The 21,633-nt window shown below is 72.8% G+C and carries 16 protein-coding genes; 15 read left to right on the top strand and 1 reads right to left on the bottom strand.

Annotation, left to right across the window (positions count from 1 at the left end; all coding sequences use genetic code 11):
• The 13 genes from ACWGKT_RS40225 to ACWGKT_RS40165 all read left to right on the top strand — a co-directional run bounded on the left by ACWGKT_RS40225 (position 1) and on the right by ACWGKT_RS40165 (position 17,889).
• Complete coding sequence (locus tag ACWGKT_RS40225; RefSeq protein ID WP_453277580.1) at positions 1 to 1,524, top strand: glutamine synthetase family protein; 1,524 nt, start codon at positions 1 to 3, stop codon at positions 1,522 to 1,524.
• Positions 1,525 to 1,618: 94 nt separating this feature from the next.
• A complete protein-coding gene (gene purB / locus ACWGKT_RS40220) occupies positions 1,619 to 2,905 on the top strand; it encodes an adenylosuccinate lyase (RefSeq protein WP_453277579.1) in 1,287 nt (428 codons plus the stop codon).
• A complete protein-coding gene (locus ACWGKT_RS40215; RefSeq protein WP_235454247.1) occupies positions 2,889 to 3,293 on the top strand; it encodes a GNAT family N-acetyltransferase in 405 nt (134 codons plus the stop codon). Before purB ends, ACWGKT_RS40215 begins: the two co-directional genes overlap by 17 nt.
• A gap of 186 nt (positions 3,294 to 3,479) precedes the next feature.
• Positions 3,480 to 4,253, top strand: coding sequence for a response regulator transcription factor (locus tag ACWGKT_RS40210; RefSeq protein ID WP_453277578.1), 774 nt, complete (start codon positions 3,480 to 3,482; stop codon positions 4,251 to 4,253).
• Between the two features lie 109 nt (positions 4,254 to 4,362).
• On the top strand, positions 4,363 to 5,118 hold the full coding sequence (locus ACWGKT_RS40205; protein ID WP_453277577.1) for an MFS transporter: 756 nt from the start codon (positions 4,363 to 4,365) through the stop codon (positions 5,116 to 5,118).
• Positions 5,119 to 5,482: 364 nt separating this feature from the next.
• Positions 5,483 to 7,519 (top strand): FAD/NAD(P)-binding protein, encoded by a 2,037-nt coding sequence (locus ACWGKT_RS40200; RefSeq protein ID WP_453277576.1) that lies wholly within the window; start codon positions 5,483 to 5,485, stop codon positions 7,517 to 7,519.
• Complete coding sequence (gene pcaB / locus ACWGKT_RS40195; RefSeq protein ID WP_453277575.1) at positions 7,516 to 8,937, top strand: 3-carboxy-cis,cis-muconate cycloisomerase; 1,422 nt, start codon at positions 7,516 to 7,518, stop codon at positions 8,935 to 8,937. The genes ACWGKT_RS40200 and pcaB overlap by 4 nt, the downstream gene beginning before the upstream one ends.
• 218 nt (positions 8,938 to 9,155) lie before the next feature.
• Positions 9,156 to 10,229, top strand: a complete 1,074-nt coding sequence (locus tag ACWGKT_RS40190) for a ScyD/ScyE family protein (protein WP_453277574.1) — start codon at positions 9,156 to 9,158, stop codon at positions 10,227 to 10,229.
• A gap of 260 nt (positions 10,230 to 10,489) precedes the next feature.
• Positions 10,490 to 11,968 (top strand): FAD-dependent monooxygenase, encoded by a 1,479-nt coding sequence (locus ACWGKT_RS40185; RefSeq protein WP_356144494.1) that lies wholly within the window; start codon positions 10,490 to 10,492, stop codon positions 11,966 to 11,968.
• A gap of 80 nt (positions 11,969 to 12,048) precedes the next feature.
• A complete protein-coding gene (locus ACWGKT_RS40180; protein ID WP_356144496.1) occupies positions 12,049 to 13,521 on the top strand; it encodes an FAD-dependent monooxygenase in 1,473 nt (490 codons plus the stop codon).
• A 246-nt stretch (positions 13,522 to 13,767) separates the two neighbouring features.
• On the top strand, positions 13,768 to 15,006 hold the full coding sequence (locus ACWGKT_RS40175; protein ID WP_453277573.1) for an FAD-dependent monooxygenase: 1,239 nt from the start codon (positions 13,768 to 13,770) through the stop codon (positions 15,004 to 15,006).
• A gap of 96 nt (positions 15,007 to 15,102) precedes the next feature.
• The gene (locus ACWGKT_RS40170; RefSeq protein ID WP_356144500.1) at positions 15,103 to 15,561 is read left to right on the top strand and encodes a carboxymuconolactone decarboxylase family protein; all 459 of its coding nucleotides are present in this window, start codon (positions 15,103 to 15,105) and stop codon (positions 15,559 to 15,561) included.
• Between the two features lie 801 nt (positions 15,562 to 16,362).
• Positions 16,363 to 17,889 (top strand): MFS transporter, encoded by a 1,527-nt coding sequence (locus tag ACWGKT_RS40165; RefSeq protein ID WP_356144501.1) that lies wholly within the window; start codon positions 16,363 to 16,365, stop codon positions 17,887 to 17,889.
• Between the two features lie 183 nt (positions 17,890 to 18,072).
• Here ACWGKT_RS40165 and ACWGKT_RS40160 read toward each other — a convergent pair whose 3' ends face one another.
• Positions 18,073 to 18,777 carry a gamma-glutamyl-gamma-aminobutyrate hydrolase family protein gene (locus ACWGKT_RS40160; protein WP_453277572.1) on the bottom strand — a complete coding sequence of 235 codons (705 nt, stop codon included), beginning with the start codon at positions 18,775 to 18,777 and terminating at the stop codon, positions 18,073 to 18,075.
• Positions 18,778 to 19,287: 510 nt separating this feature from the next.
• Here ACWGKT_RS40160 and ACWGKT_RS40155 point away from each other — a divergent pair.
• Positions 19,288 to 20,298 (top strand): alpha/beta hydrolase, encoded by a 1,011-nt coding sequence (locus ACWGKT_RS40155; protein WP_356144505.1) that lies wholly within the window; start codon positions 19,288 to 19,290, stop codon positions 20,296 to 20,298.
• 38 nt (positions 20,299 to 20,336) lie between these two features.
• A complete protein-coding gene (locus ACWGKT_RS40150; RefSeq protein WP_453277571.1) occupies positions 20,337 to 21,566 on the top strand; it encodes an acyltransferase family protein in 1,230 nt (409 codons plus the stop codon).
• The last annotated feature ends 67 nt before the right edge of the window (positions 21,567 to 21,633 follow it).

Genomic DNA, 21,633 nt, shown 5'->3' with positions numbered 1-21,633 from the left:
ATGTATGCCAGGTCATGGTCCACCCCCTCCGCGGAGGGCAGCGTCGGGCGGCCCTCGTTCGTCACCGACCACGGGCTCTGGGACGCCGAGCAACTCGCCGCGGCCGAGCGGGTCGAGGCCGCCCTCGACGGCGTCGACCTCGTCCGCGTCGCCTTCGGCGACCCGCACGGGCTGGCCCGCTCCAAGACGCTGACCGTCCAGGCGTTCCGCAGCGTGCTGCGCAACGGCATGAACTTCAGCCCCGGGCCGTTCCTGTTCGACACCGGGCACGCCGTCGCCGTCGACTTCCTCGGCGACCACGGCATCGGCGTCGACGAGATCGCCGGCGCCGGCAACTTCATCCTGGTGCCCGACCCGCTCACCTTCCAGGTGCTGCCCGGCCGCGGGCCGCGCACCGCCTGGGTGATCGGCGACGAGTACCTGCGCGACGGCACCCCGCACCCGCTGTCCGGGCGGGCCGCGCTGCGCCGGGTCCTTCTCCGCTACGCCGACCAGGGGCTCGCGCCCGTGATCGGCCTGGAGGTCGAGTGGTACCTCACCCGTCGGCTCGACGACGAACCCGGCAACCAGGGCAACGGCTTCGGCCTGCAGGGCCAGGCGCCGCGGGTGACCGCCGTCAACGCCGGCTACCAGTTCAACCTCGACGCCGCGTACGACACCGTCGCCCCCCTCACCGACCAGCTGGCGATGCAGCTGCTCAAGCTGGGCCTGCCGCTCAGGTCGATGGAGCACGAGTCCGGACCGGGCCAGGTGGAGACCACCTTCAGCCCCATGTCGGCGCTGGACGTGGCCGACGCGATGCTGCTGTTCCGCACCTACACCAAGCGGTTCTGTGCCCGCCGCGGCTACCACGCCTCCTTCATGTCGCAGCCGCTGCTGGACGCCGCCGACCCCAGCGGCTGGCACCTGAACCAGTCCGTCGTGGAGAGCGCCACCGGCCGCAACGTCTTCAGCGCCGAGGGCCTGTCCGGCGGTCTGTCCCCGCAGGGCAAGGCCTACGCCGAGGGCCTGCTGGCCTGGGCGCGCGAACTGTGCCTGCTGTCGGTGCCCACCATCAACGGCTACCGGCGCCTGGCCGCCGAGCACGCCCTCGCGCCGACCCGGGTCGGCTGGAGCTTCGAGGACCGCACCGCGATGCTTCGGGTGGTCGGCAGCGGCGCCGGCGCCCACATCGAGAACCGCATGGGCGAACCCTGCGCCAACTCCTATCTCAACATCGCCGCCCAGCTGTTCGCCGGCCTCGACGGCATCACCGCGGCCCCCGCGACGGGCGCGTCCGGCCCGTCGGCGGGCAGCGAGCCGGGCGACGGCCCCGGCCAGGTCGTGCCGCAGTCCCTGGGCGAGGCGCTCGACGCCTTCCGCGCCGGCCGCGCCGAGCAGGTCCTCGGCGCACCGCTCGCCGCGTGCCTGGCCAAGCTGAAGGAGAGCGAGCTCAGCCGCTTCGAGGCGTGGTGCGTGCAGGCCGCCCCCGCGCCGGGCCGCGTCACCGAGTGGGAGCAGCGCGAGTACTTCGGGGCGTACTGAGGGAGCGCCCCGAAACAAGGGTCCGGTGCGGCGGAGGTCACCGCACCGGGCCCTCCTCACAGCCCCTCATCAGCCCACGGACGAAGGCCCTTTCATGATTCCTCGCTACACGCTGCCCGAGATGGCCGACCTCTTCTCCGACCAGTCGCGCTACGCCACCTGGGTCAGGGTCGAGATCCTCGCCACCGAGGCCCAGGTCGAGCTCGGACGCGTACCGAAAGAGGCCCTGGAGGACATGCGCCGGGCCCGCGTGCCGCTGGCCGCCCGGGTCGCCGAGATCGAGAAGGAACGCGACCACGAGGTGCTGTCCTTCCTCGCCGCGTACTGCGAGGACATCCCCGACTCCTCCGCCCGCTGGGTACACCTCGGCATGACCAGCTACGACCTGGTCGACACCTCCCTCGGCCACACCCTGGCCCGCGCCACCGACCTGCTGACCGGCGCGGCGAGGCGGCTGCGCCGGGTGCTGGCCGACAAGGCGCTGGCGCACTGGGACACCGTGATGGTGGGACGCACCCACGGCGTCCACGCCGAGCCCACCACGTTCGGGCACAAGCTCGGCGGCTACGCCTTCGCCGTCGACCGCTCCATCAAGCGGCTCGCCGCGGCGCGCGACGCCGTCGCCGTCGGCACCATCTCCGGCTCGGTGGGCACCTACGCCCTGATCGACCCGTTCGTCGAGGCGTACGTGTGCGAGGCCCTCGGCCTGGGCGTCGAGCCGGTGCCCAGCCAGGTCGTCGCCCGCGACCGGCACGCCCAGCTGCTGCAGGCGGTGGCCGCGCTCGGCGCCTGCATCGAGCAGGTCGCCCTGGAGCTGCGGCTGTTGCAGCGCACCGAGGTGCGCGAGGTGGAGGAGCACCGCGCCGTCGCCTACCAGGGCTCCAGCGCCATGCCGCACAAGCGCAACCCCACCACCAGCGAGCGGCTGTGCGGCCTGGCCCGGCTGCTGCGCGGCTATGCCGGCACGGCGCTGGAGAACGTGGCGCTGTGGCACGAGCGGGACCTGGCCCACCAGTCCGTGGAGCGGGTCATCCTCCCCGACAGCCTGTCCGTGGGCCACTTCCAGGCCACCAGGGCGGCCGATCTGGTCGAGGCGCTCACCGTCAACTCGCAGCGGATGCGGGCCCACATCGACCAGACCGACGGCCTGATCTACAGCTCGTCGGTCCTCGCCGACCTGCTGGGCGACGGCATGGAGCGGGAGCGGGCCTACCGCTCGGTGCAGGCCGCGGCGAACCACACCATCGCCACCGGCGAACACTTCGGCACCTCCCTCGCCAAGGAGGGCATCGACCTGGGGAAGCTCGAACCCGAGCGCTTCCTCACCCACCACGACGTCATTCACAGCCGATTGGAGAAGCTTCGTGAGCTGGACGATTGAGCGGGTCGAGGGCGCCGGCCTCGACCTGGACGAGGTGCTGGAGGTGTACCGCTCCTCGGGGCTCGGGGAGCGGCGCCCGGTGGCGGACCGGGAGCGGATGGCCGCGATGGTGGAGAACGCCAACCTGGTGCTCGTCGCCCGGGACGCCGACGGCACGCTCCTCGGCATCTGCCGCAGCGTGTCCGACTTCTCCTACGTCACCTACCTGTCCGACATCGCCGTGGCCGGCACCCACCAGCGCTCCGGGATCGGCCGCGCCCTGATCGACGCCACGCAGAAGGAGGCCCCGACCGCGAAGATCGTGCTGCTGTCGGCGCCCGCCGCCACGCAGTACTACCCGCGCATCGGGTTCACGCAGCACCAGTCGGCGTGGGTGCTCAACCCGTAACCGCCGAGTTCGGCCAACGGCCGTGTTCGACGCGGTCGAGCCCCGCGCTGGATCGGGACTCGACCGCATGTCTGTACGTTCGAGGCGGGGCGTGGCCGAAAGTGTGGGGCCGTGGCCGGGCCCGGCCCGCGTCCATCCGGCTCACGCACCCACCGCACACGGCCGTGTCAGGATCCTGGGGGAGGCATGACGCACATGTCGGCACCGCCGCTGATGGAGCCCCGCACACCCGTCCCGCCGCCCTTCCGGCTGGTGAAGGACGCCCTACCGCACGCCACCCCACGTTCCTCCGCGGCCACGCCCAGGCGCCGCATCCTGGTGGTGGATCCCGAGGTCGACCGCATCGACTCCCTGGTGGCCCAGCTGCGCAGGCACGGCCACGAGCCGATCGGGGTCAAGCGCGGCGGAACGGCCCTGCAGGCGCACGCGGACGTCGACCTGGTGCTGCTGGCGCTGGAACTGCCGGACCTGGACGGGCTGGAGGTGTGCCGGGCCATCCGCTCGGTCAGCCGGGTGCCCGTCATCATCGTCACCGCCCGGCAGTCCGAACTGGACTGCGTGCTCGGCCTGCAGGCGGGCGCCGACGACTACGTCACCAAGCCGTTCGGGCTGCGCGAACTGATGGCCCGTATCGAGGCCGTCCTGCGCCGCGTCCAGTGGCAGCCGGCCATAGTCCAGGAGATCCGGCACGGCCGGCTGCGCATCGACGTCAACTCCCGGGTGGTCACCGTCGACGGTGTCGAAGTCGCCCTGACCCGCAAGGAGTTCGACCTGCTGTGCCTGCTGGCCTCGCATCCGGACACGGTCATCCCGCGCAAGCAGCTGCTCCAGCAGGTGTGGGGCGACTCCTGGTCGCGGCGCACGGTCGACACCCACGTCAGCAGCCTGCGCGGAAAGCTGGGCGACAGCCGGTGGATCGTCACCGTGCGGGGGGTGGGTTTCCGGCTCGGCAACGGGTGACCGAAAGGCCGCGGCCTCGACCGGGTGCCCATCCGGCCCCCAGTGGTGCTTGAGCGCCGGCTGCTGTACTGCGTTGCACCACACGTCGGGGCGAGCGGGACGGGCGGCTGTGACCACCACCATCGACGAGACGGCCGGCACCGCGCGGGGACTGCGCGGCCAAGCCGTGCGTCTGCTGCCGTCCCTGCTGGTGCTCGCCGTCCTGCTGTCCCAGATCGACAGCACCGGCGCGCCCCTCGGCCCGCACGGCGGCCGATTACCCCGCCCGCCGTGGGAGGCCGTCGCCTACCCGCTGGCCACCGCCGCCGCCCTGCCCGCCCTCGGCCGGCTCGGCGACCGGCGCGGACGGCGGTGCGTACTGGTCGGCGCGCTCACGGTGTTCCTGACCGGGGCCTCGCTGAGCGCCGCGGCCCGCGCCCCCGACGCGCTGGTCGCCTTCCGCACGCTCCAGGGCATCGGCGCGGGCGGCGTGACGGCCGCCGTCGTGGCGTTCCTCGCCGAACGCGTGCCCGCCCAGGAGCGGGCCTCCTACCAGGGCGTCCTCGTCGGCGCGACCACCCTCGCCATGACCGGCGGCCCGGTCGCGGACGGCACGATCACCGAACACCTCGGCCGGCACTGGGCGGTGACCGTCCTGCTGCCGCTCGGCGTCCTCGCGCTCCTCCTGGCGGCGGCCCTGCCGCCCGCGCCGCGGCCCGACGGCGCGCCGCGCGCCGACTACCGGGGCGCCGCGCTGCTGCTGGTGGCCCTCACCGTGCTGGTACGGATCGCCACCTGGGGCGGCGCCGGACACGCGCCCCGGACCGACGACCTGCTGGCGCTGGCCCTCGACGGAGCTGACCGGCTGTTCAGCCTTTTCTCCTGACCGTTCGACCCCACCCCGCCGTTCTCCGCGGGGCACCAGTGTGTTCCCCGCGCCACGACCGCACCGGAGCCCTCCAGTGGGATCCCAGCCCTGGTTGAGCGCTGCGGCCGACGGTGGCGGAGGAAGGAGGCGCTGTGGACGGTACGCGCGGAGGTCACCGCGACGGTGCGCCCGCAGGACCTGCTGGGCCGCCGGTCACCGCAATCCTCACGAGGCCGCCGATGACGGCGGCCGTTCTGTTCTGCCCGGAACTTCGGGAACCCACCAAGACCTTCGGGGGCGGCGCCCGACGCGCCATCGCCGCCACAGCCGTCGACGCGACGCCGCGGCCCCGCCGTCCCCGACTGCCGAGCGGAGTGTCCTTGTGAGCAGCGGACGTATGGAAGTGTGCCTCGTGGGCGCCGGACCGCGCGGACTGTCCGTCCTGGAACGGCTCTGCGCCCAGGAACGGAAGTCGCCCCGCTGGCCCCACCTCGTCGTGCACGTCGTCGACCCCGGCCCGGCCGGCTCGGGCATGGTGTGGCGGCCCTCGCAGTCCCGGCACCTGCTGATGAACACCGTCGCCTCGCAGGTCACGGTCTACACCGACGCCAGCGTCACCATCGAGGGACCGCTGGAGGAGGGCCCGAGCCTGTACCAGTGGGCCAAGGCGCTGGGACCGAGCGCGCTCACCCCGGGCACCGGTCTGGCGCACGACGACGAGACGCTCGCCGAGGCCCGCGACCTCGGCCCGGACACCTACCCCACGCGCGCCCTGTACGGCGCGTACCTGACGTGGGTGTTCCAGCAGGTCACCGCGAATGCGCCGGCCCATGTCACGGTGCACGTGCACCCGGTGCGGGCCGTCGCCCTGGAGGAGGACGACCCGGCCGGGACGGGCCCGCAGACCGTGGTGCTGGAGGACGGCACCCGGCTGACCGGGCTGGGCGCGGTGGTGCTGGCGCAGGGCCATGTGCCCCTCACGCCGACGGACACCGAGCGGGACCTGGCCGCCTTCGCCGCCGGGCACGACCTCACCTACATCGCCCCCTCCAACCCCGCCGACGTGGACCTGTCGGACGTGGCGCCGGGCGAGAAGGTGCTGCTGCGCGGACTCGGCCTCAACTTCTTCGACTACATGTCGCTGTTCACGCACGCCCGCGGCGGCGTCTTCGCCCGCGAGGCCGACGGCCGCCTGGTCTACCGCCCCTCCGGCCGCGAGCCGCGCCTGTACGCCGGATCGCGGCGCGGCGTGCCCTACCAGGCGCGCGGCGAGAACGAGAAGGGCCCGCACGGCCGCTACTTCCCGAGGCTGCTGACCTCCGAGTACATCGCGACGCTGCGCGCGCGCTCCAGGCCGGTCCGCTTCGGCACCGACCTGTGGCCGCTGATCGCGAAGGAGGTGCAGTGCGTCTACTACGAGACGCTGCTGGCCACCCGCGAACACCCGGCCCGCGTCGCCGAGTTCGCCCGGCGCTACCTGGGCGCCGCCCCGGGCCCGGAGGAGGAGCGGCTGCTCGCGCAGGCCGGCGTCGGCGAGTCCGAGCGCTGGGACTGGGAGCTGGTCGCCCGCCCCTACGGCCGCCGCAGCTTCGAGGACCTGGCCGCCTTCCGTGCCTGGCTGCGCGGCTACCTCGACGACGACCTGCGCGAGGCCCGGCAGGGCAACGTCAGCGGCCCGTTCAAGGCGGCCCTGGACGTGCTGCGCGACCTGCGCAACGAGGTGCGGCTCGCGGTCGACCACGGCGGCCTCGACGCCGACTCGCACCGCGACGAGCTCGACCGCTGGTACACCCCGCTCAACGCGTACCTGTCGATCGGCCCGCCCGCCTCCCGCATCGAGGAGATGGCCGCGCTGATGGACGCCGGGATCCTGGAGGTCACCGGCCCCGCGTTCCGCGTCGACGCCGACCCGGACGACGGCTGCTTCGTCGGCACGTCCGGGGAGATCGGGGACGTCCATGTGCGGGCGCGCGTCCTGATCGAGGCCCGGCTGCCCGAGATCGACCTGCGGCGCACCGCCGACCCGCTGATGAGCCGGCTGCTGCGCACCGGCCAGTGCAGGCCCTACCGCATCGCGGGCAGTGGCCCCGGGGCCGCCGCGGACTACGAGACGGGCGGCCTCGCGGTGGCGGAGCGGCCCTACCGGCTGCTGGACGGGCGGGGCGTGCCGCATCCGCGGCGCTTCGCCTACGGGGTGCCCACCGAGTCCGTCCACTGGGTCACCGCGGCCGGCATCCGGCCCGGGGTCGGCTCGGTCACGCTCGAGGACTCCGACGCCATCGCGGGGGCGGTCCTCGCCCTGCCGGCCCCGGCCGCCGTCCCCGGGGCGGCCGGCGGAGCGACGCCGGTGTACGCCCCCGCCCGGGCGGCGGCCCGGACGAAGCTCGGCACCACCACGACGGCGAGGAAGGCGGCATGACGACCGCTCACGAACGGCCGGCCCTCGCGCAGGCCCTCGACGCCCACCTGGACGCCGGACTGCTCTCCCCGGTCCGCGCGGGCACGCCCGTCGAGGCGGCGGTGGGCGACGCGGCCTGGCTGCAGGCCATGCTCGACGCGGAGGCGGCCCTGGCCCGGGCCCAGGCCCGGTGCAACGCCGTGCCCGCGGCCGCGGCCGCGGCGATCACGGCCGCCGCGCGCGCCGAGCGGCTGGACGTACGGCAGTTGGCGCTGGCCGCCCGGGAGACGGCGAACCCGGTCGTCGGCCTGATCAAGGCGCTGACGGCGGTCGTCGCCGCCGAGGCGCCCGAGGCCGTCGAGTACGTCCACCGCGGTTCCACCAGCCAGGACGTCTTCGACACCGGGGCGATGCTGGTGGCCGCGCGGGCGCTGCGGCTGATCGTCGCCGACCTGCGGACGGTCGCCGACTCCCTGGCCGTCCTCGCCGCCGAGCACCGGGACACGGTGATGGCGGGCCGCACCCTCGCGCTGCACGCCGTGCCCACCACCTTCGGTCTCAAGGCGGCGGGCTGGCGGCAGTTGGTCCTTCAGGCCGCCGAGCGCCTGGAGCGGATCCTGGCCGGCGGGCTGCCGGTGTCCCTGGGCGGCGCGGCCGGAACGCTCGCCGGCTATCTGCAGTACGCGGGCGAGGGCGCCGGCAGCCAGGAGGTGCTCGGCGACCTCGTCACCGCCTTCGCCGCCGAGACCGGCCTGGCCGTGCCCGTCCTGCCCTGGCACGCGCTGCGCACACCGATCGCCGACCTGGGCGCGGCCCTCGCGCACACCGCCGGTGCCCTCGGCAAGATCGCCGCCGACGTGCTGGTGCTGACCCGCACGGAGACGGGCGAGGTGGCCGAGCCGACGGTGGCCGGACGCGGCGCCTCCTCGGCGATGCCGCACAAACGCAACCCCGTACTGGCCACGCTGATCCGCTCCGCGGCGCTGCAGGTGCCCGCCCTGGCCGCCGTACTGGCGCAGTGCCTGATCACCGAGGACGAGCGGTCGGCGGGCGGCTGGCACGCCGAGTGGCAGCCGCTGCGCGAATGCCTGCGGCTGACCGGGGGAGCGGCCCACACCGCCGTCGAACTGGCCGGGGGACTGGCCGTCCACCCGGAGCGGATGCGCGCCAACCTCACCGCGACCGGCGGGCAGATCGCCTCCGAGCGCCTCTCGGCCGCCCTCGCCCCGCACCTGGGCAAGGCGGCGGCCAAGGACCTGCTGACGCGGGCGTCGCTGGCGGCGGCCGAGACGTCCCGGCCCTTGGCCGAGGTACTGGCCGAACTCCCCGAGGTGCGACGCCTGTTGACGCCCCGGCAGCTGACGGACCTGCTCGACCCGGCCGGCTACACGGGCGTGGCGGGGGCACTGGTCGACCGGGCGCTGGGCCGCACCGCCTGACCGTCCCTCGCAAAAGGCGACGGACGTTTCCCGGAATTCGGCCGAAATATTCCTGGAGTCGCGACCGAAATACGCCTGGAGTCGCACTCGAATATCCCCGGTATTCGGCATGGGTTTTGTTTTCAACGGTTATGCGAGTCTGTTTCCCCTCTTACTCTGGTGGCGATTTCAAGACTGCTCCGGAAAACGGGGGAGCCCACAGCCAGCTAGGGAGAGTCATGTCGATTTCACGTTCCTGGAGAAGGGCCCTGGTGACGGCGGGCGCGGCCGGCATAGTCGCGGCACCGCTGCTGGCCGTTCCGGCGCACGCCGAGACCACGGCGACGCTGGAGGTCCTCGCCGACCACCTGAACAACCCGCGCGGCGTGAGTGTGCTGTCCGACGGTTCCGTCGTCGTCGCCGAGGCCGGCCAGGGCCTTTTGGGCTGCGCGGACGGAGCGCAGTGCGTCGGCAGGACCGGCTCCGTGTACAAGGTCAAGGGCAGCTTCAAGGGCCGCGTCGTGACGGGGCTCGCCTCCACCGGGCAGGGCTCGGCGAACGGCCCGGTCAACGTCACCGGCCCGACCGACGTGGTGGCGGACCCGAACGGCGGCTACGACATCGTCAGCGGCCTCGGCGGCACCACGCAGTCCCGTGCCGCGCTGGGCCCGGAGGCGGCCACGCTGGGCACGGTCTTCCGTACCCGTGACGGCAAGGTCCTGGGCGACCTGGCCGACCTGGAGACCCGGCTGAACCCCGACGGCGGCGAGGTCCACGCCAACCCGTGGTCGCTCGTGCGCAGCGGCTCGGGCTTCCTGGTCACCGACGCCGGCGCCAACACCCTCGTGCGCACCAAGAGCGACGGCTCCACCTCCGTCGAATTCCTGGTGCCGACCAACGCGACGCCGTCCCGCACCGCCGAGGGCGTGCCCACCGGCATGGTCAAGGCCCACGACGGCACCATCTACTTCAGCGACATGAGCGGCACCGTCCCCGGCTCCGCCCGCATCTGGAAGATCCCGCCGGGCGGCACCCCCGAGGTGTTCGTCACCGGCCTGTCCAACCTGGTCGACCTGGCCGTGGACTGCTCGGGCAACCTGGTGGCGCTGTCGTACACCAAGGGCTTCCAGGCGGGCCCGCCGCTGCCGGGCACCCTCTCGAAGATCGACGGGAAGACCAAGGCGATCACCGAGATCCCCACCGGCGACCAGCTGAACCAGCCGACCGGCCTCGCCCTCGGCCGGCAGGGCCAGATCTACGTGACCAACAACAGCGGTGGCGGCGAAGGCCAGTTGGTCCGCGTCCACTACTGACCTCTCCCGGCCGGCGTCCTTCCACCGGCGTCCGGTCACCGGCACCCGTGCCGCCTGCCCCACGCAGGCCCGCGGACCACGGCCCCGTCGCCCCCCGACCGGCGGGGCCGTTCCGTGCCCGTATTCAGGCGCATTGTTCCGGCGTCCGGCATGCCCCGTGGCGGTGCCCGTATGCCCTCGAAAGCGCTTGAGTCAGTCTGCATCGCCCGTCGACCACGGTGGGCTTTCCTGGTGCCCATCCACCTGCGTGAGGAGTCGACATGGCACACGGTGCGATCATCGTGGGAGCCGGCCCGGTCGGTCTGATGCTCGCCGGCGAGCTGAGCCTCGGCGGCGCGGACGTCGTCGTCTATGACAAGTTGCCTGCTCCGAGCGGTGAGTCGCGCGGCCTCGGATTCACCAGCCGTACCGCGGAGGTCTTCGACCAGCGGGGCCTGCTCGAAGGCCTCGGCGACATCCGCTGGGGCAAGCAGGGCCACTACGGCGGTATCCGCATCGACTTCTCGCTGCTGGAGGAGAGCCACTTCGGCGTGATGGGCCTCGCCCAGTCGGTCACCGAGGACATGCTCGGCGCCTGGGTGGCCCGGCTCGGTGTCGAGGTGCGCCGCGGGCACGAGCTGACCGGCTTCACCGAGACCGAGGACGGCGTCGTCGCCCGCTTCGAGGGCCCCGACGGCCCGGTGGAGGCCACCGCCGCCTACCTCGTCGGCTGCGACGGCGGCAACAGCACCGTGCGCCGGCTCGCGGGCATCGCCTTCCCCGGTGACGAGGCCACCCGCGGCCTGTACCTGGCGGACGTGGTCGGCGCCGACCTGCGCATGCGGCCCATCGGCGAGCGCATCCCCGGCGGCGGCATGGTCCTGTCGGTCACCCTGGAGCCCGGCGTCGACCGCATCGTCATCCACGAGCCCGGCGTCCGCCCGCACCACGGCGAGGGCGAGGTGACCTTCGCCGAGGTCGCCGACGCCTGGCAGCGGCTGACCGGCGAGGACATCCACCACGCCGACGCCTCCTGGATGTGCGCCCTGACCAACGCCTCCGGCCTGGCCGAGCAGTACCGCAAGGGCCGGATCCTCCTGGCCGGCGACGCCGCCCACGACCACGCACCGCTCGGCGCCCAGGGCGTCAGCGTCGGCCTGCAGGACGCCGCGAACCTCGGCTGGAAGCTCGCCGCCGTACTGCGCGGCCAGGCGCCCGAGTCGCTGCTCGACACCTACCACAGCGAGCGGTACCCGATCGGCGAGAAGCTGATGGTCGACGTGCACGCCATGTCGATGATCTACCTCAGCGGCGAGGAGATGGAGCCGCTGCGCGCCGTCCTGCGCGAACTGGTGCAACTGCCCGAGGCCGCCCGCCACCTGGCCGGCCGGGTCAGCGGCCTGCACATCCGCTACGACGTCGGCGCCACCGGCCACCCCCTGCTCGGCCTGCGGCTGGCCCCCTACCGGGCCGTGGAGCGCCCCGACGGCAGCCGCGTCCGGGTCGCCGAACTGCTGCACGCGGGGCACGGCGTGCTCATCGTCACCGACGGCGACACCGCCACGGCCGAGGCCGCCGCGGGCTGGGCCGACCGGGTCGACGTCGTCACCGGCAGCTGGGCCGAGCAGGAAACGCACGACACCGACCCGCTGCACGCCGTGCTGGTGCGGCCCGACGGACACGTCGTGTGGGCGGCTCCGGGCGGGGGCGACCTGACCGAGGCCCTCACCCGCTGGTTCGGCGAGCCCGCCGACGCGTGACCGTACCCGATTCCCTCTCCTGACCGCAGTCGACCTGGCAGCCGCCCGCCGGCGGCAGCCAGCTGTTTGAGGAGTACGACATGCCAAAGGGCGCAATCATCGTCGGCGCCGGGCCGGTCGGGCTGATGCTCGCCGGCGAACTGCGCCTGGCGGGCGTCGACGTCACCGTGTTCGAGCAGCTGCCCGCCCCCAGTGGCGAGTCCCGCGGGGTCGGCTTCACCCGCCGGGCCGCGGAGGTCTTCGAGCAGCGCGGACTGCTCGCCCGCTTCGGCGAGGTCGAATGGGCGCAGGGCCACTTCGGTGGCGTGCGCATCGACTTCTCCCAGCTGGAGGACAACCACTTCAGCGTGCGGGGCATCCCGCAGTTCCACACCGAGGAGATCCTCTGCGCCTGGCTGGACGAGCTCGACGTGGACGTCCGCCGCTCGCACGAGGTCCTCGGCTACCGCGAGACCGAGGACGGCGTCGTCGTCGAGTACCAGGGCCCCGACGGGCACGGCGAGTTGAGCGCCCAGTACCTGGTGGGCTGTGACGGCGCGCGCAGCCTGGTGCGCCGGCTGGCCGGCATCGACTTCCCCGGCTGGGAGCCCACCCGCGGGATGTACATGGCCGACCTCGTCGGCGCCAACGTCCGCCGGCGTCCCATCGGCGAGCGCGTGCCCGGCGGCATGGTCATGTCCTTCAACCTGCAGAACGGCGTCGACCGCATCGTCATCCACAACGAGGCGCTCAGGCCGCCGGAGGACAAGAGCAGCCTCACCTTCTCCGTCATCGCCGACGCCTGGCAGGAGATGACAGGGGAGCGCCTGCACGACGCCGAGGTGCGCTGGGTGAGTTCCTTCACCGACACCACCCGGCAGGCCGCCGAGTACCGCAAGGGCCGCGTCTTCCTCGCCGGCGACGCCACCCACATCCACATGCCGGCCGGCGCGCAGGGCATGAGCGTGGGCGTCCAGGACGCCGCCAACCTCGGCTGGAAGCTCGCCGCCGCCCTCAACGGCTGGGCGCCAAAAGGGCTGCTGGACACCTACCACTCCGAACGGCACCCGGTCGGCCAGCGGCTGATGCGCAACACCCGCGCCCAGACCAAGCTCTACCTCAGCGGCGACGAGATGGAGCCGCTGCGCGCCGTGATGCAGGAGCTCGTCGCCGACCCCGACGTCGCCCGCCACCTGGCCGGTCAGGTCAGCGGCCTCGACATCCAGTACGACATGGGCGAGGGCAGCCACCCGCGGCTCGGCCTGCGGCTGCGACCCGACCTCGCGCTCAAGCTCGCCGACGGCAGCCCCTCCTCGGTGTCCGAACTGCTGCGCACCGCCCGCGGCGTGCTGATCGTCACCTCCGCCGCCGCGAACGCCGCCGAGCTGCGCGAGACGGCGGCGCCCTGGGCGAGCCGGGTCGACGTCGTCACCGGCGACTTCAGCGACGAGGAGACGGCGCGGCCCGACGCGCTGCACGCCGTCCTGGTCCGCCCCGACGGGTACATCGCCTGGGCCGCCCCCGACGAGGCGGCCCTCAAGCCGGCGCTGCAGCGCTGGTTCGGGGCTGCTTGAGCCCCACTGGACAGGGCCGCCCCAGGCAGCCGGGGCGGCCCTATCGTCGTATCCCCCGAGAGCCGCGCACGACGACAGGGATCTGGACGCCTGCGCACCCGCGCCCCCTGCACCGTCCTCGCCGGCCGGCCCGACCGGGTTCGGGAGCGGGCGGCGCGGCCACCGCGCAGTACGTGCGTTGGCCGCGCCGCCTTTCGCGTTGTGCGGGCCGGACAAGGGCACCGGCCCCGAGGCAGGAGGGGACAGATGAGCGAGAACCAGCCGCACGTCGCCGTCGTCGGGGCGGGCATCGGCGGACTGACCGCCGCGATCGCGCTGCGCCGGGCCGGACTGCGCGTGGACGTCTACGAGCAGGCACCCGTGCTGTCCGAGATCGGCGCCGGCATCCATCTCGCCCCCAACGGCAGCCGCCTGCTCGTGCGCCTGGGCCTCGGCAAGCGGCTCGACGAGGTCGCCGTACGGCCCGAGGCGATGGAGGTGCGGGTCTGGGACACCGGCGCGGTGGTCGTGCGGCAGCCGATGGGCGATGCCTGGCAGGCCCGGTTCGACGGCCCGCACTACACCCTGCACCGGGCCGACCTGCACGGGCTGCTGGCCGAGGCGGTCCCCGCCGACCTGGTGCACGTCGGCCACCGGGCGGTCGCCGTCACCGAGGACCCCGGCGGCGTACGGATCGACTTCGCGCACGGGGCGAGCGTGCGCGCCGACGTCGTCGTCGCCGCGGACGGCGTGCACTCGCCGCTGCGCCGGCCGATCGCCGGGGAGGAGCCCGCGGTGTTCTCCGGAACCGCCGCCATCCGCGCGGTCGTTCCGTCCGCCGCCTGCCCGGATCTGCCCCGGGACGCGCTGCTCACCTGGGTCGGCCCGGCCGGCCGGCTGCTGGCCCACCCGGTGCGGGGCGGGCACGAGACCGCGTTCGTCGCCGTCGTCGCCGACCCCACCGACGGCGGCGACTCCTGGAGCCGGCCCGCCGACACCGCCGCGCTGCGCCGGGCGTTCGCCGGCTGGGAGCCGGGCGCGCGGGCGCTCGTGGAGGCCGCCACCGAGGCCGGCCACTGGACGCTGTACGACCGCGAGCCGCTGCCCCGCTGGAGCACCGCCCGTACCACCCTCCTCGGCGACGCCGCGCACCCGATGCTCCCGCACCACGGCCAGGGCGCCAGCCAGGCGATCGAGGACGCGGTGACGCTCGCCGCCTGTCTGGCCCGGCTCGGCACCGGCCCGTCCGGCCCCGCCCCGGCGCTGCGCCGCTACGAGGAACTGCGCCTGGAGCACACCTCCCGGGTACGACAGGGTTCGCTCGGCGGGGGATCGCAGCGTCTGTCGCCGACGACCGAGGAGTCGCCCGCGTCACCCTCCCGGCCGCCGTCCTCCTCCCCGTCGGCGCGCCCCGGCGGGGCCGGTATGGAGGAGCTGGTGCGCGACGTGACCTGGGTGCAGCGCTACGACGTGGAGGCGGAACTGGCCACCGCGGGACTGGCCTGAAAACTTTTCCCGCAGCGACCGTCACATTCCTGTGCCGGGATCCGTCAGTGCAGTGAGACACCAGAACGGATCACCACCCAGCACAGGAGACAGACAATGGCTGCACGCATGAAGAACCCGGCGATGGTCCTCCCCGACGCCATGCAGGGCATCCCGCTGCTGTACAAGGCGATGCACCGCGGCGGCGTCCCGCAGACCACCCTTGAGCTGGTGCATCTGCGTGTGAGCCAGATCAACGGCTGCAGCGCCTGCGTCCACGCCGGTGTGGCGACGGCCAAGAAGGCCGGTGAGACCGACGAGCGGCTGCACGCCGTGGCCGCCTGGCGCGAGACGGACTTCTTCACCGACGCCGAGCGCGCCGCGCTGGAGCTGGCCGAGGCGTCCACCCTGCTCACCGACCGTCCGAACCCGGTGTCGGACGAGGTGTGGGACGCGGCCGCCGACCATTACGACGAGGCCCAGCTGTCCGCCCTGATCCTCATGATCGCCACCACCAACTTCTTCAACCGCATCAACATCACCATCAAGGAGCCGGCCGGCGCGACCTGGGGCTGATACCGCCTCAAAAGCCCTGCTCGCCCTGGTCCGGGCGCTGCTCCCTTCAGGACCCCGTCCCCGCGGCCGCCGGGCACCGGGCACCTCCCCGGTGCCCGGCCTGGCGAGGGGACCACCGCAGACCGCCGCTGCTCCACCGCGCGACCGGGCCCGTCCCCTGACCGGAATCCTCCGGTGACCGGGCCCTTGAGTGACCGGATCCTTCCCATGACCAGGTCCGTCCCGTGACCTGATCCGTCCCCTGTTCCGATCGACCGGGTTCGTCCCGTGACCGGAACCTCTCCCCGGGCCGATGGAGCCCCCGATCCGGCGCCGACCGGGTACCGGGAACACCCCGGTTATCACCTCCGGCCCCTTGCGCCACCTCGGCTTGGACCGCCCTTCGAGCCAGGCTTGAGCCACCCGTCCCAGGCTGCGGATCACAGCAGGCCTGGCAGGGGCCCGAGCCCAGTGTCGGCGGTCGCGAAGGCCCCGTCGTAGCACGGAGCGCTCAAGCCACGTTCGAGCCGTTCTCAGCCGGAGCCCTGTGTACTTTCCGTGGCCCGTGACGGACCGCAGCGTCCTGTGTGCGGACCGCAGGGACAGAGGCCGGGGTTGTGCCCCGGTCGCCACGAACGGGAGCGCCGATGGCAGACACGTACGACAGCTTGGGCACCGGCACGCGCGGGTTGCCCGACGGCACGGCCCAGGGACAACCGGCCGGCCGGTCACGCGTGTCCGCTCCCATCCATCCATGGGGCGCCCGACCTCGTCGGGGACCGCTCTTGATGACCTGATCCCGCACATTTGAGGAGTTTCACAATGGCTGCCCCCGACTCAACCACGAGCCGGTCAGGCCTCGGGGCGGGCTTCAACCCCGGGGCGATCCTGGCTTTCGTGTGCATGGGCCAGTTCATGGTCTTCACCGACGTGTCGATCGTGAACCTCGCACTGCCGTCCATCCAGGACGGCCTCGACATGTCCGACGTCAGCCTGAACTACATCGTCACCGCGTACGCGACGGTGCTCGGTGGCTTCCTGCTGCTCGGCGGACGACTGGCGGACACCTTCGGCCGTCGGCGGATGATCCAGATCGGCTTCACCATCTTCGCGCTGGCGTCGCTGACCTCCGGCCTCGCCACCAGCGGCACCATGCTGATCGTCTCGCGCGGCTTCCAGGGCTGGGGCGCGTCGATGGTCACCCCGGCCGCGCTCGCGATCCTGACCAACACCTTCCGCGAGGGTCCCGAGCGCAACAAGGCGCTCGGCCTTTGGGGTTCCCTGTCCGGCATCGCCTCCATCGTCGGCGTGATCCTCGGCGGTGTGCTCGCCGACGGTCCCGGCTGGGAGTGGATCTTCTGGATCAACGTGCCGATCGGTCTCGGTGCCGCCCTGCTCGCCCCGCGCATCCTGCCCGAGAGCAAGGCCGAGCAGCGCGGTCAGTTCGACACCTTCGGCGCCGCGACGCTCACCTCCGGTCTGCTCCTGCTGATCTTCACCCTCGGTGAGGCCACCAACGTCGGCTGGGGCACCTTCCGCACCATCGGCTCGCTGGCCGGCGTGGCCGTGCTGCTCGCGTCCTTCCTGGTGATCGAGTCCAGGGTCAAGTCGCCGATGATGCCGCTGCGGTTCTTCCGGCTGAAGACGATGCGGGTCGCCAACTTCTCCGCCGTCCTGGTGTTCGGCACCTTCAGCGCCCTGTTCTTCTTCGCCAGCCTCTTCATGCAGGACGTCTACGGCTACTCCCCGCTGAAGGCCGGCTTCGCCTACGTGCCGCTCGCCGTCTCCGTCGCGGTCGGTGCGGGCATCGCCTCCGGCATGGTCACCAAGATGGCGGCCCGCCCGGTCGTGATGATCGGTCTGGCGCTGACCGTCGCCGGCCTGCTGCTGATGTTCCGCGCTCCGGCGGGCGGCAGCTACGCGGTCGACCTGCTGGCTCCGTTCATCCTGCTCGGCACGGGCTGCGGCATGGTCTTCGTGACCCTGCAGATCGCCGCCTTCGTCGGTGTCTCCCCCGAGGAGGCGGGTGTCGGCGCCGGTCTGATCAACACCAGCCAGGAGGCCGGTGGCGCGCTCGGCCTCGCGGTCGTCGCCACCATCGCCTACAACGGCATGGCCACGAAGATGGCCGACACGAAGGGCAACGCGCACGCGATCACCAAGGTCTACGAGACGGCCAACCACCACGCCTTCCTCTCGTCGGCCTGCCTGGGCTTCGTCGCCCTGCTGGTCGTGACCTTCCTGATGCCGCGCGGTCAGGGGTCGATGAACGCCACGCCCGCTCCGGCGGAGGCCGAGGCGGCTCCCGCGGCGCAGGGCGCCGTCCTGGCCACCGACGCCGAGCGCTGACCGACCGCACCACCTCGCACGATCCCGCACCACGGCCCTGCCCCTCCCACCCGGGAGGGGCAGGGCCTCTCCCATGCCCGCCCACCGCGGCCGGAGGGGCCCCGGCTCGACAAGGGCCCGCCCGTGCGACCACCGCACGGGCGGGCCCCTCGCCTTCGACGACGTACCGTCAGGAGCGCGGTGTCACCGCCGCATTCCCGCCCGCGCCGCCTCGATGAACGCCTCGAACAGCCCGATGGTGTCCTCGCCGAGCTCGCCGTGCGCCTGCAGGCCCGCCAGGAAGGGCGCCGACGGATCCGCCGCCTCCGCGCCCTCGATGACCCCGTCGTCGGACCAGGCGGTGGCCACGAGCCCCGCGCCGAGCTGGTCGATGCCCTGGTGGTGGTGGCAGTACACGGTGGGGGAGGGGCCCAGCGTGGCCCCCAGCAGCGAGTCGGGCTTGACCTGGATGGGGCGCGGCTCGTAGCGGCCCGGCACGGCGGGCGAGTGCTCGGGCAGGTGCTGGTTGAGGGTGCCGCCCCGGGAGATGGAGATCAGCTGCAGTCCCCGGCACACCGCGAGCACCGGGATGCCGCGCCGCTCGGCCACGGCCAGGGCGGCCAACTCCGCGTCGTCGCGCGCCTTGTGCGGCGGGAAGGTGAACTTCTCCCGCTCCGCTCCGTACAGCGCCGGGTCGACGTCCGCGCCGCCGCTCATCAGCAGCGCGTCCACCCCCGCCATCGCCGCCTCGACGGCTTCCGGGATCGGCGGCAGCAGTACCGGCGCTCCGCCGGCGGCCGTCACCTTGTCCATATAGGCCTGCGGGAGCAGGGCGACCGAGACATCCCCCCAGATGCCCCAGTCGACTGTCGTCGCGTCGGCGGTCAGCGCCACCACGGGTCGTGTCATGGATTCCTCGTCCTCTCGCGAGCCGCTCCCGGCGGGAGCGCCGGTGGGGTTGCCTCTCGGCGTCGGTGGCCCGGGACGACGGCGTGCGCGGGGCGTGTGGCCCTCGCCGCGTCGTACCGGCACAAGTCCGTCGGCTGCCGGCCGCGCGGCATCGGGAAGGTGACCACCGGCGGACGGCAGGGTCCTCCTTCCCCCGGCGCCAGCGTGCGGGAGACCGGCCGAAGGACGCCGGATCAGTTCTGGAGGAGCGCTCGACGCGCACTTGAGCCCGTACCCAGAACCGTTCCGGCCGCTCCTGTGCCGCGGTACGACCGGCCGAACGGATCCGGCCACCGCCCGAGGCGGCCTCCTCGCCGGGTCGAGTCAGGCCCCAGCGCTCCATACGACGATCGGCCATGCGGCGTTTTCTGGCCTCACGGACCACGAGACGGCCGTCGTCACCTCCGTCCTGGCCGTACCGGGCGGTGGGCGAAGCACCTCTCGCACACATACGGATTGGAGTGGTCAGGCATGTCGCTGGATCGGCGCAGGGTGATCGCGCTGGGAGCCGGAGCGGCTGCGGCGTTCACGGCGATGGACGGTGTCGCCTCGGCGGACGAGGCGGGCGCGTCGGCCAGGACCGGCGGCCTTCCGTACCGGAACGTCCCGAGCGACGCGGAGTTGGCGCGTTCCCTGCCCGGCGGCTTCCGCAGCCACCACGCCGACGTGAACGGGACGCGCCTGCACTACGTCGTGGGCGGCAAGGGCGAGCCGCTGGTGCTGCTGCCCGGCTGGCCCGAGACGTGGTGGGCGGACCGCAAGATCATGCCCATGCTCGCCCAGCGCTTCCGGGTCATCGCCGTGGACGCGCGCGGCCAGGGCGGATCGGCCCGCCCGGAGGGCGGCTACGACAAGAAGACGATGGCGCGTGACGTGTACGAGCTGGTCCGCGGCCTCGGCTACCGCTCGGTGAACATCGCCGGACACGACATCGGCGCGATGGTCGCCTACAGCTTCGCGGCCAACCACCCCGACGCCACCCGCCGCCTGGCGTTGCTGGACGTCACGCACCCGGACGACTCCCTCTACCAGCTGCGGATGCTGCTGCCGCCCAACACCGGCTTCAACATGTGGTGGTTCGCCTTCAACCAGGTGCAGGGCCTGCCGCAGGACCTGATGACCGGCCGGTTCTGGCGCGTGATCGACTGGCTGTTCGACAACTCCCTGTACGACCAGAGCGTGGTGACCGACTTCGACCGCGCCGTCTACGCGCGGGCCTACGACAACCGCGACGGCATCCGCGCCAGCTGCGCCTGGTACCAGGCCCTCAACCAGGACATCGCGGACATGAGGACGTACGACAAGGTGAGGGTCCCCGTGCTCGGGCTGGCCTGCCCCTCGGAGTTCGACCACGTGCGCACGACCCTCACGAACGTGGCGACCGACCTGCGCGACGTGGTGCGCGTCGAGAAGTCGATGCACTGGCTCTCCGAGGACGACCCCGAGCTGGTCTCCCGGACATTGACGGACTTCTTCGGGTGAGCGCCCGGAGCCGGACACAGAGAGAAAGGTGAAGGGTCATGTCGCCGACAGCGGAGACCAGACTCCGAGCGGGTGAGGACGCGAGCCGTCTGCCCTCGCTCACCGGCATGCGGATCATCGCTGCGCTGATGGTGTTCGCCTTCCACGCGAACTACCAGTTCCCGTTCGCCGACAAGGACACGGCGAGCACCTTCAACCGCATCTTCGCCCTGGGCGGCTCGACCGGTGTCGGCTTCTTCTTCATCCTCAGCGGCTTCGTGCTGACCTGGTCGGCGCGGCCGAGCGACACCACCGTCCGGTTCTGGCGGCGACGCCTGGTCAAGATCTTCCCCAACCACCTGGTCACGTACATCGCGGCGGCCCTGCTCTTCCTCAACGCCGGTACGGCGCTGGGCGGCTGGAAGGCCGTACCCAGCCTCTTCCTGATCCAGGCCTGGTTCCCGCAGGTCGACATCGCCTCCGCCATGAACCCCGTGGCCTGGTCCCTGTCGGCGGAGTTCCTGTTCTACCTGTCCTTCCCGTTCCTGCTGCGCTGGATCAGCCGCATCAAGCCGCAGCACCTGTGGCTGTGGGCGGCCGGCATCGTCGGCGTGATCTTCACGATCCCGATGATCACGTGGACCTTCCCCGACGGCCCGCACATCATCTGGGGCCCGGTCACCAAGTGGCAGGGCTGGCTGGTCTACATGTCGCCGCCGGCGCGCATGCTGGAGTTCACCTTCGGCATCCTGCTGGCGCGGATCGTGCAGACCGGCCGCTGGTTCAAGCTCCCCCTGCTGCCGGCGGCGGCGATCGCCGCAGTGACGTACTGGTTCGCCTACCACGCAAGCTGGACCTACTCGCACGTCGCCGTGATGGTGATCCCGCTCGGCCTCGTCATCGCGGCCGGCGCCCAGTCCGACATCGACGGCAAGTTCTCGGTGCTGCGCACCAAGCCGATGGTGTGGCTGGGCAACGTCTCCTTCGCCTTCTACCTCTGGCACGCCCTCGTCCTGACCGAGCTGTCGCGCCACACGCAGGACCTGAAGCAGAACCACGGCATCGGCGGGGGCCTCGCCTATCTGGCGATCGGCTTCGCCATCACCCTCGTGCTGTCGTGGGGCCTGTACAGCCTGGTCGAGGAGCCGGCGATGCGCCGCTTCGCCAAGCCGAAGGCCGCCAGGGCGCAGGCCTCCCGCTCGCAGATCGTGGCCCGCTCCGTGCCGGGCGAGGCCACGGCCGCGGCACCGCAGCGGGAGCCGGAGCAGGACGTCCGCACCCAGTCCTGAACGCCCCGCACCCACTCCCGTACGACGTAGAGAGCGGCGGCGCCGGCCGGAGGAACCTCTCCGGCCG

The organism is Streptomyces sp. NPDC054794, assembly GCF_053611585.1.
This window is presented reverse-complemented; position numbering and strand designations above follow the sequence as displayed.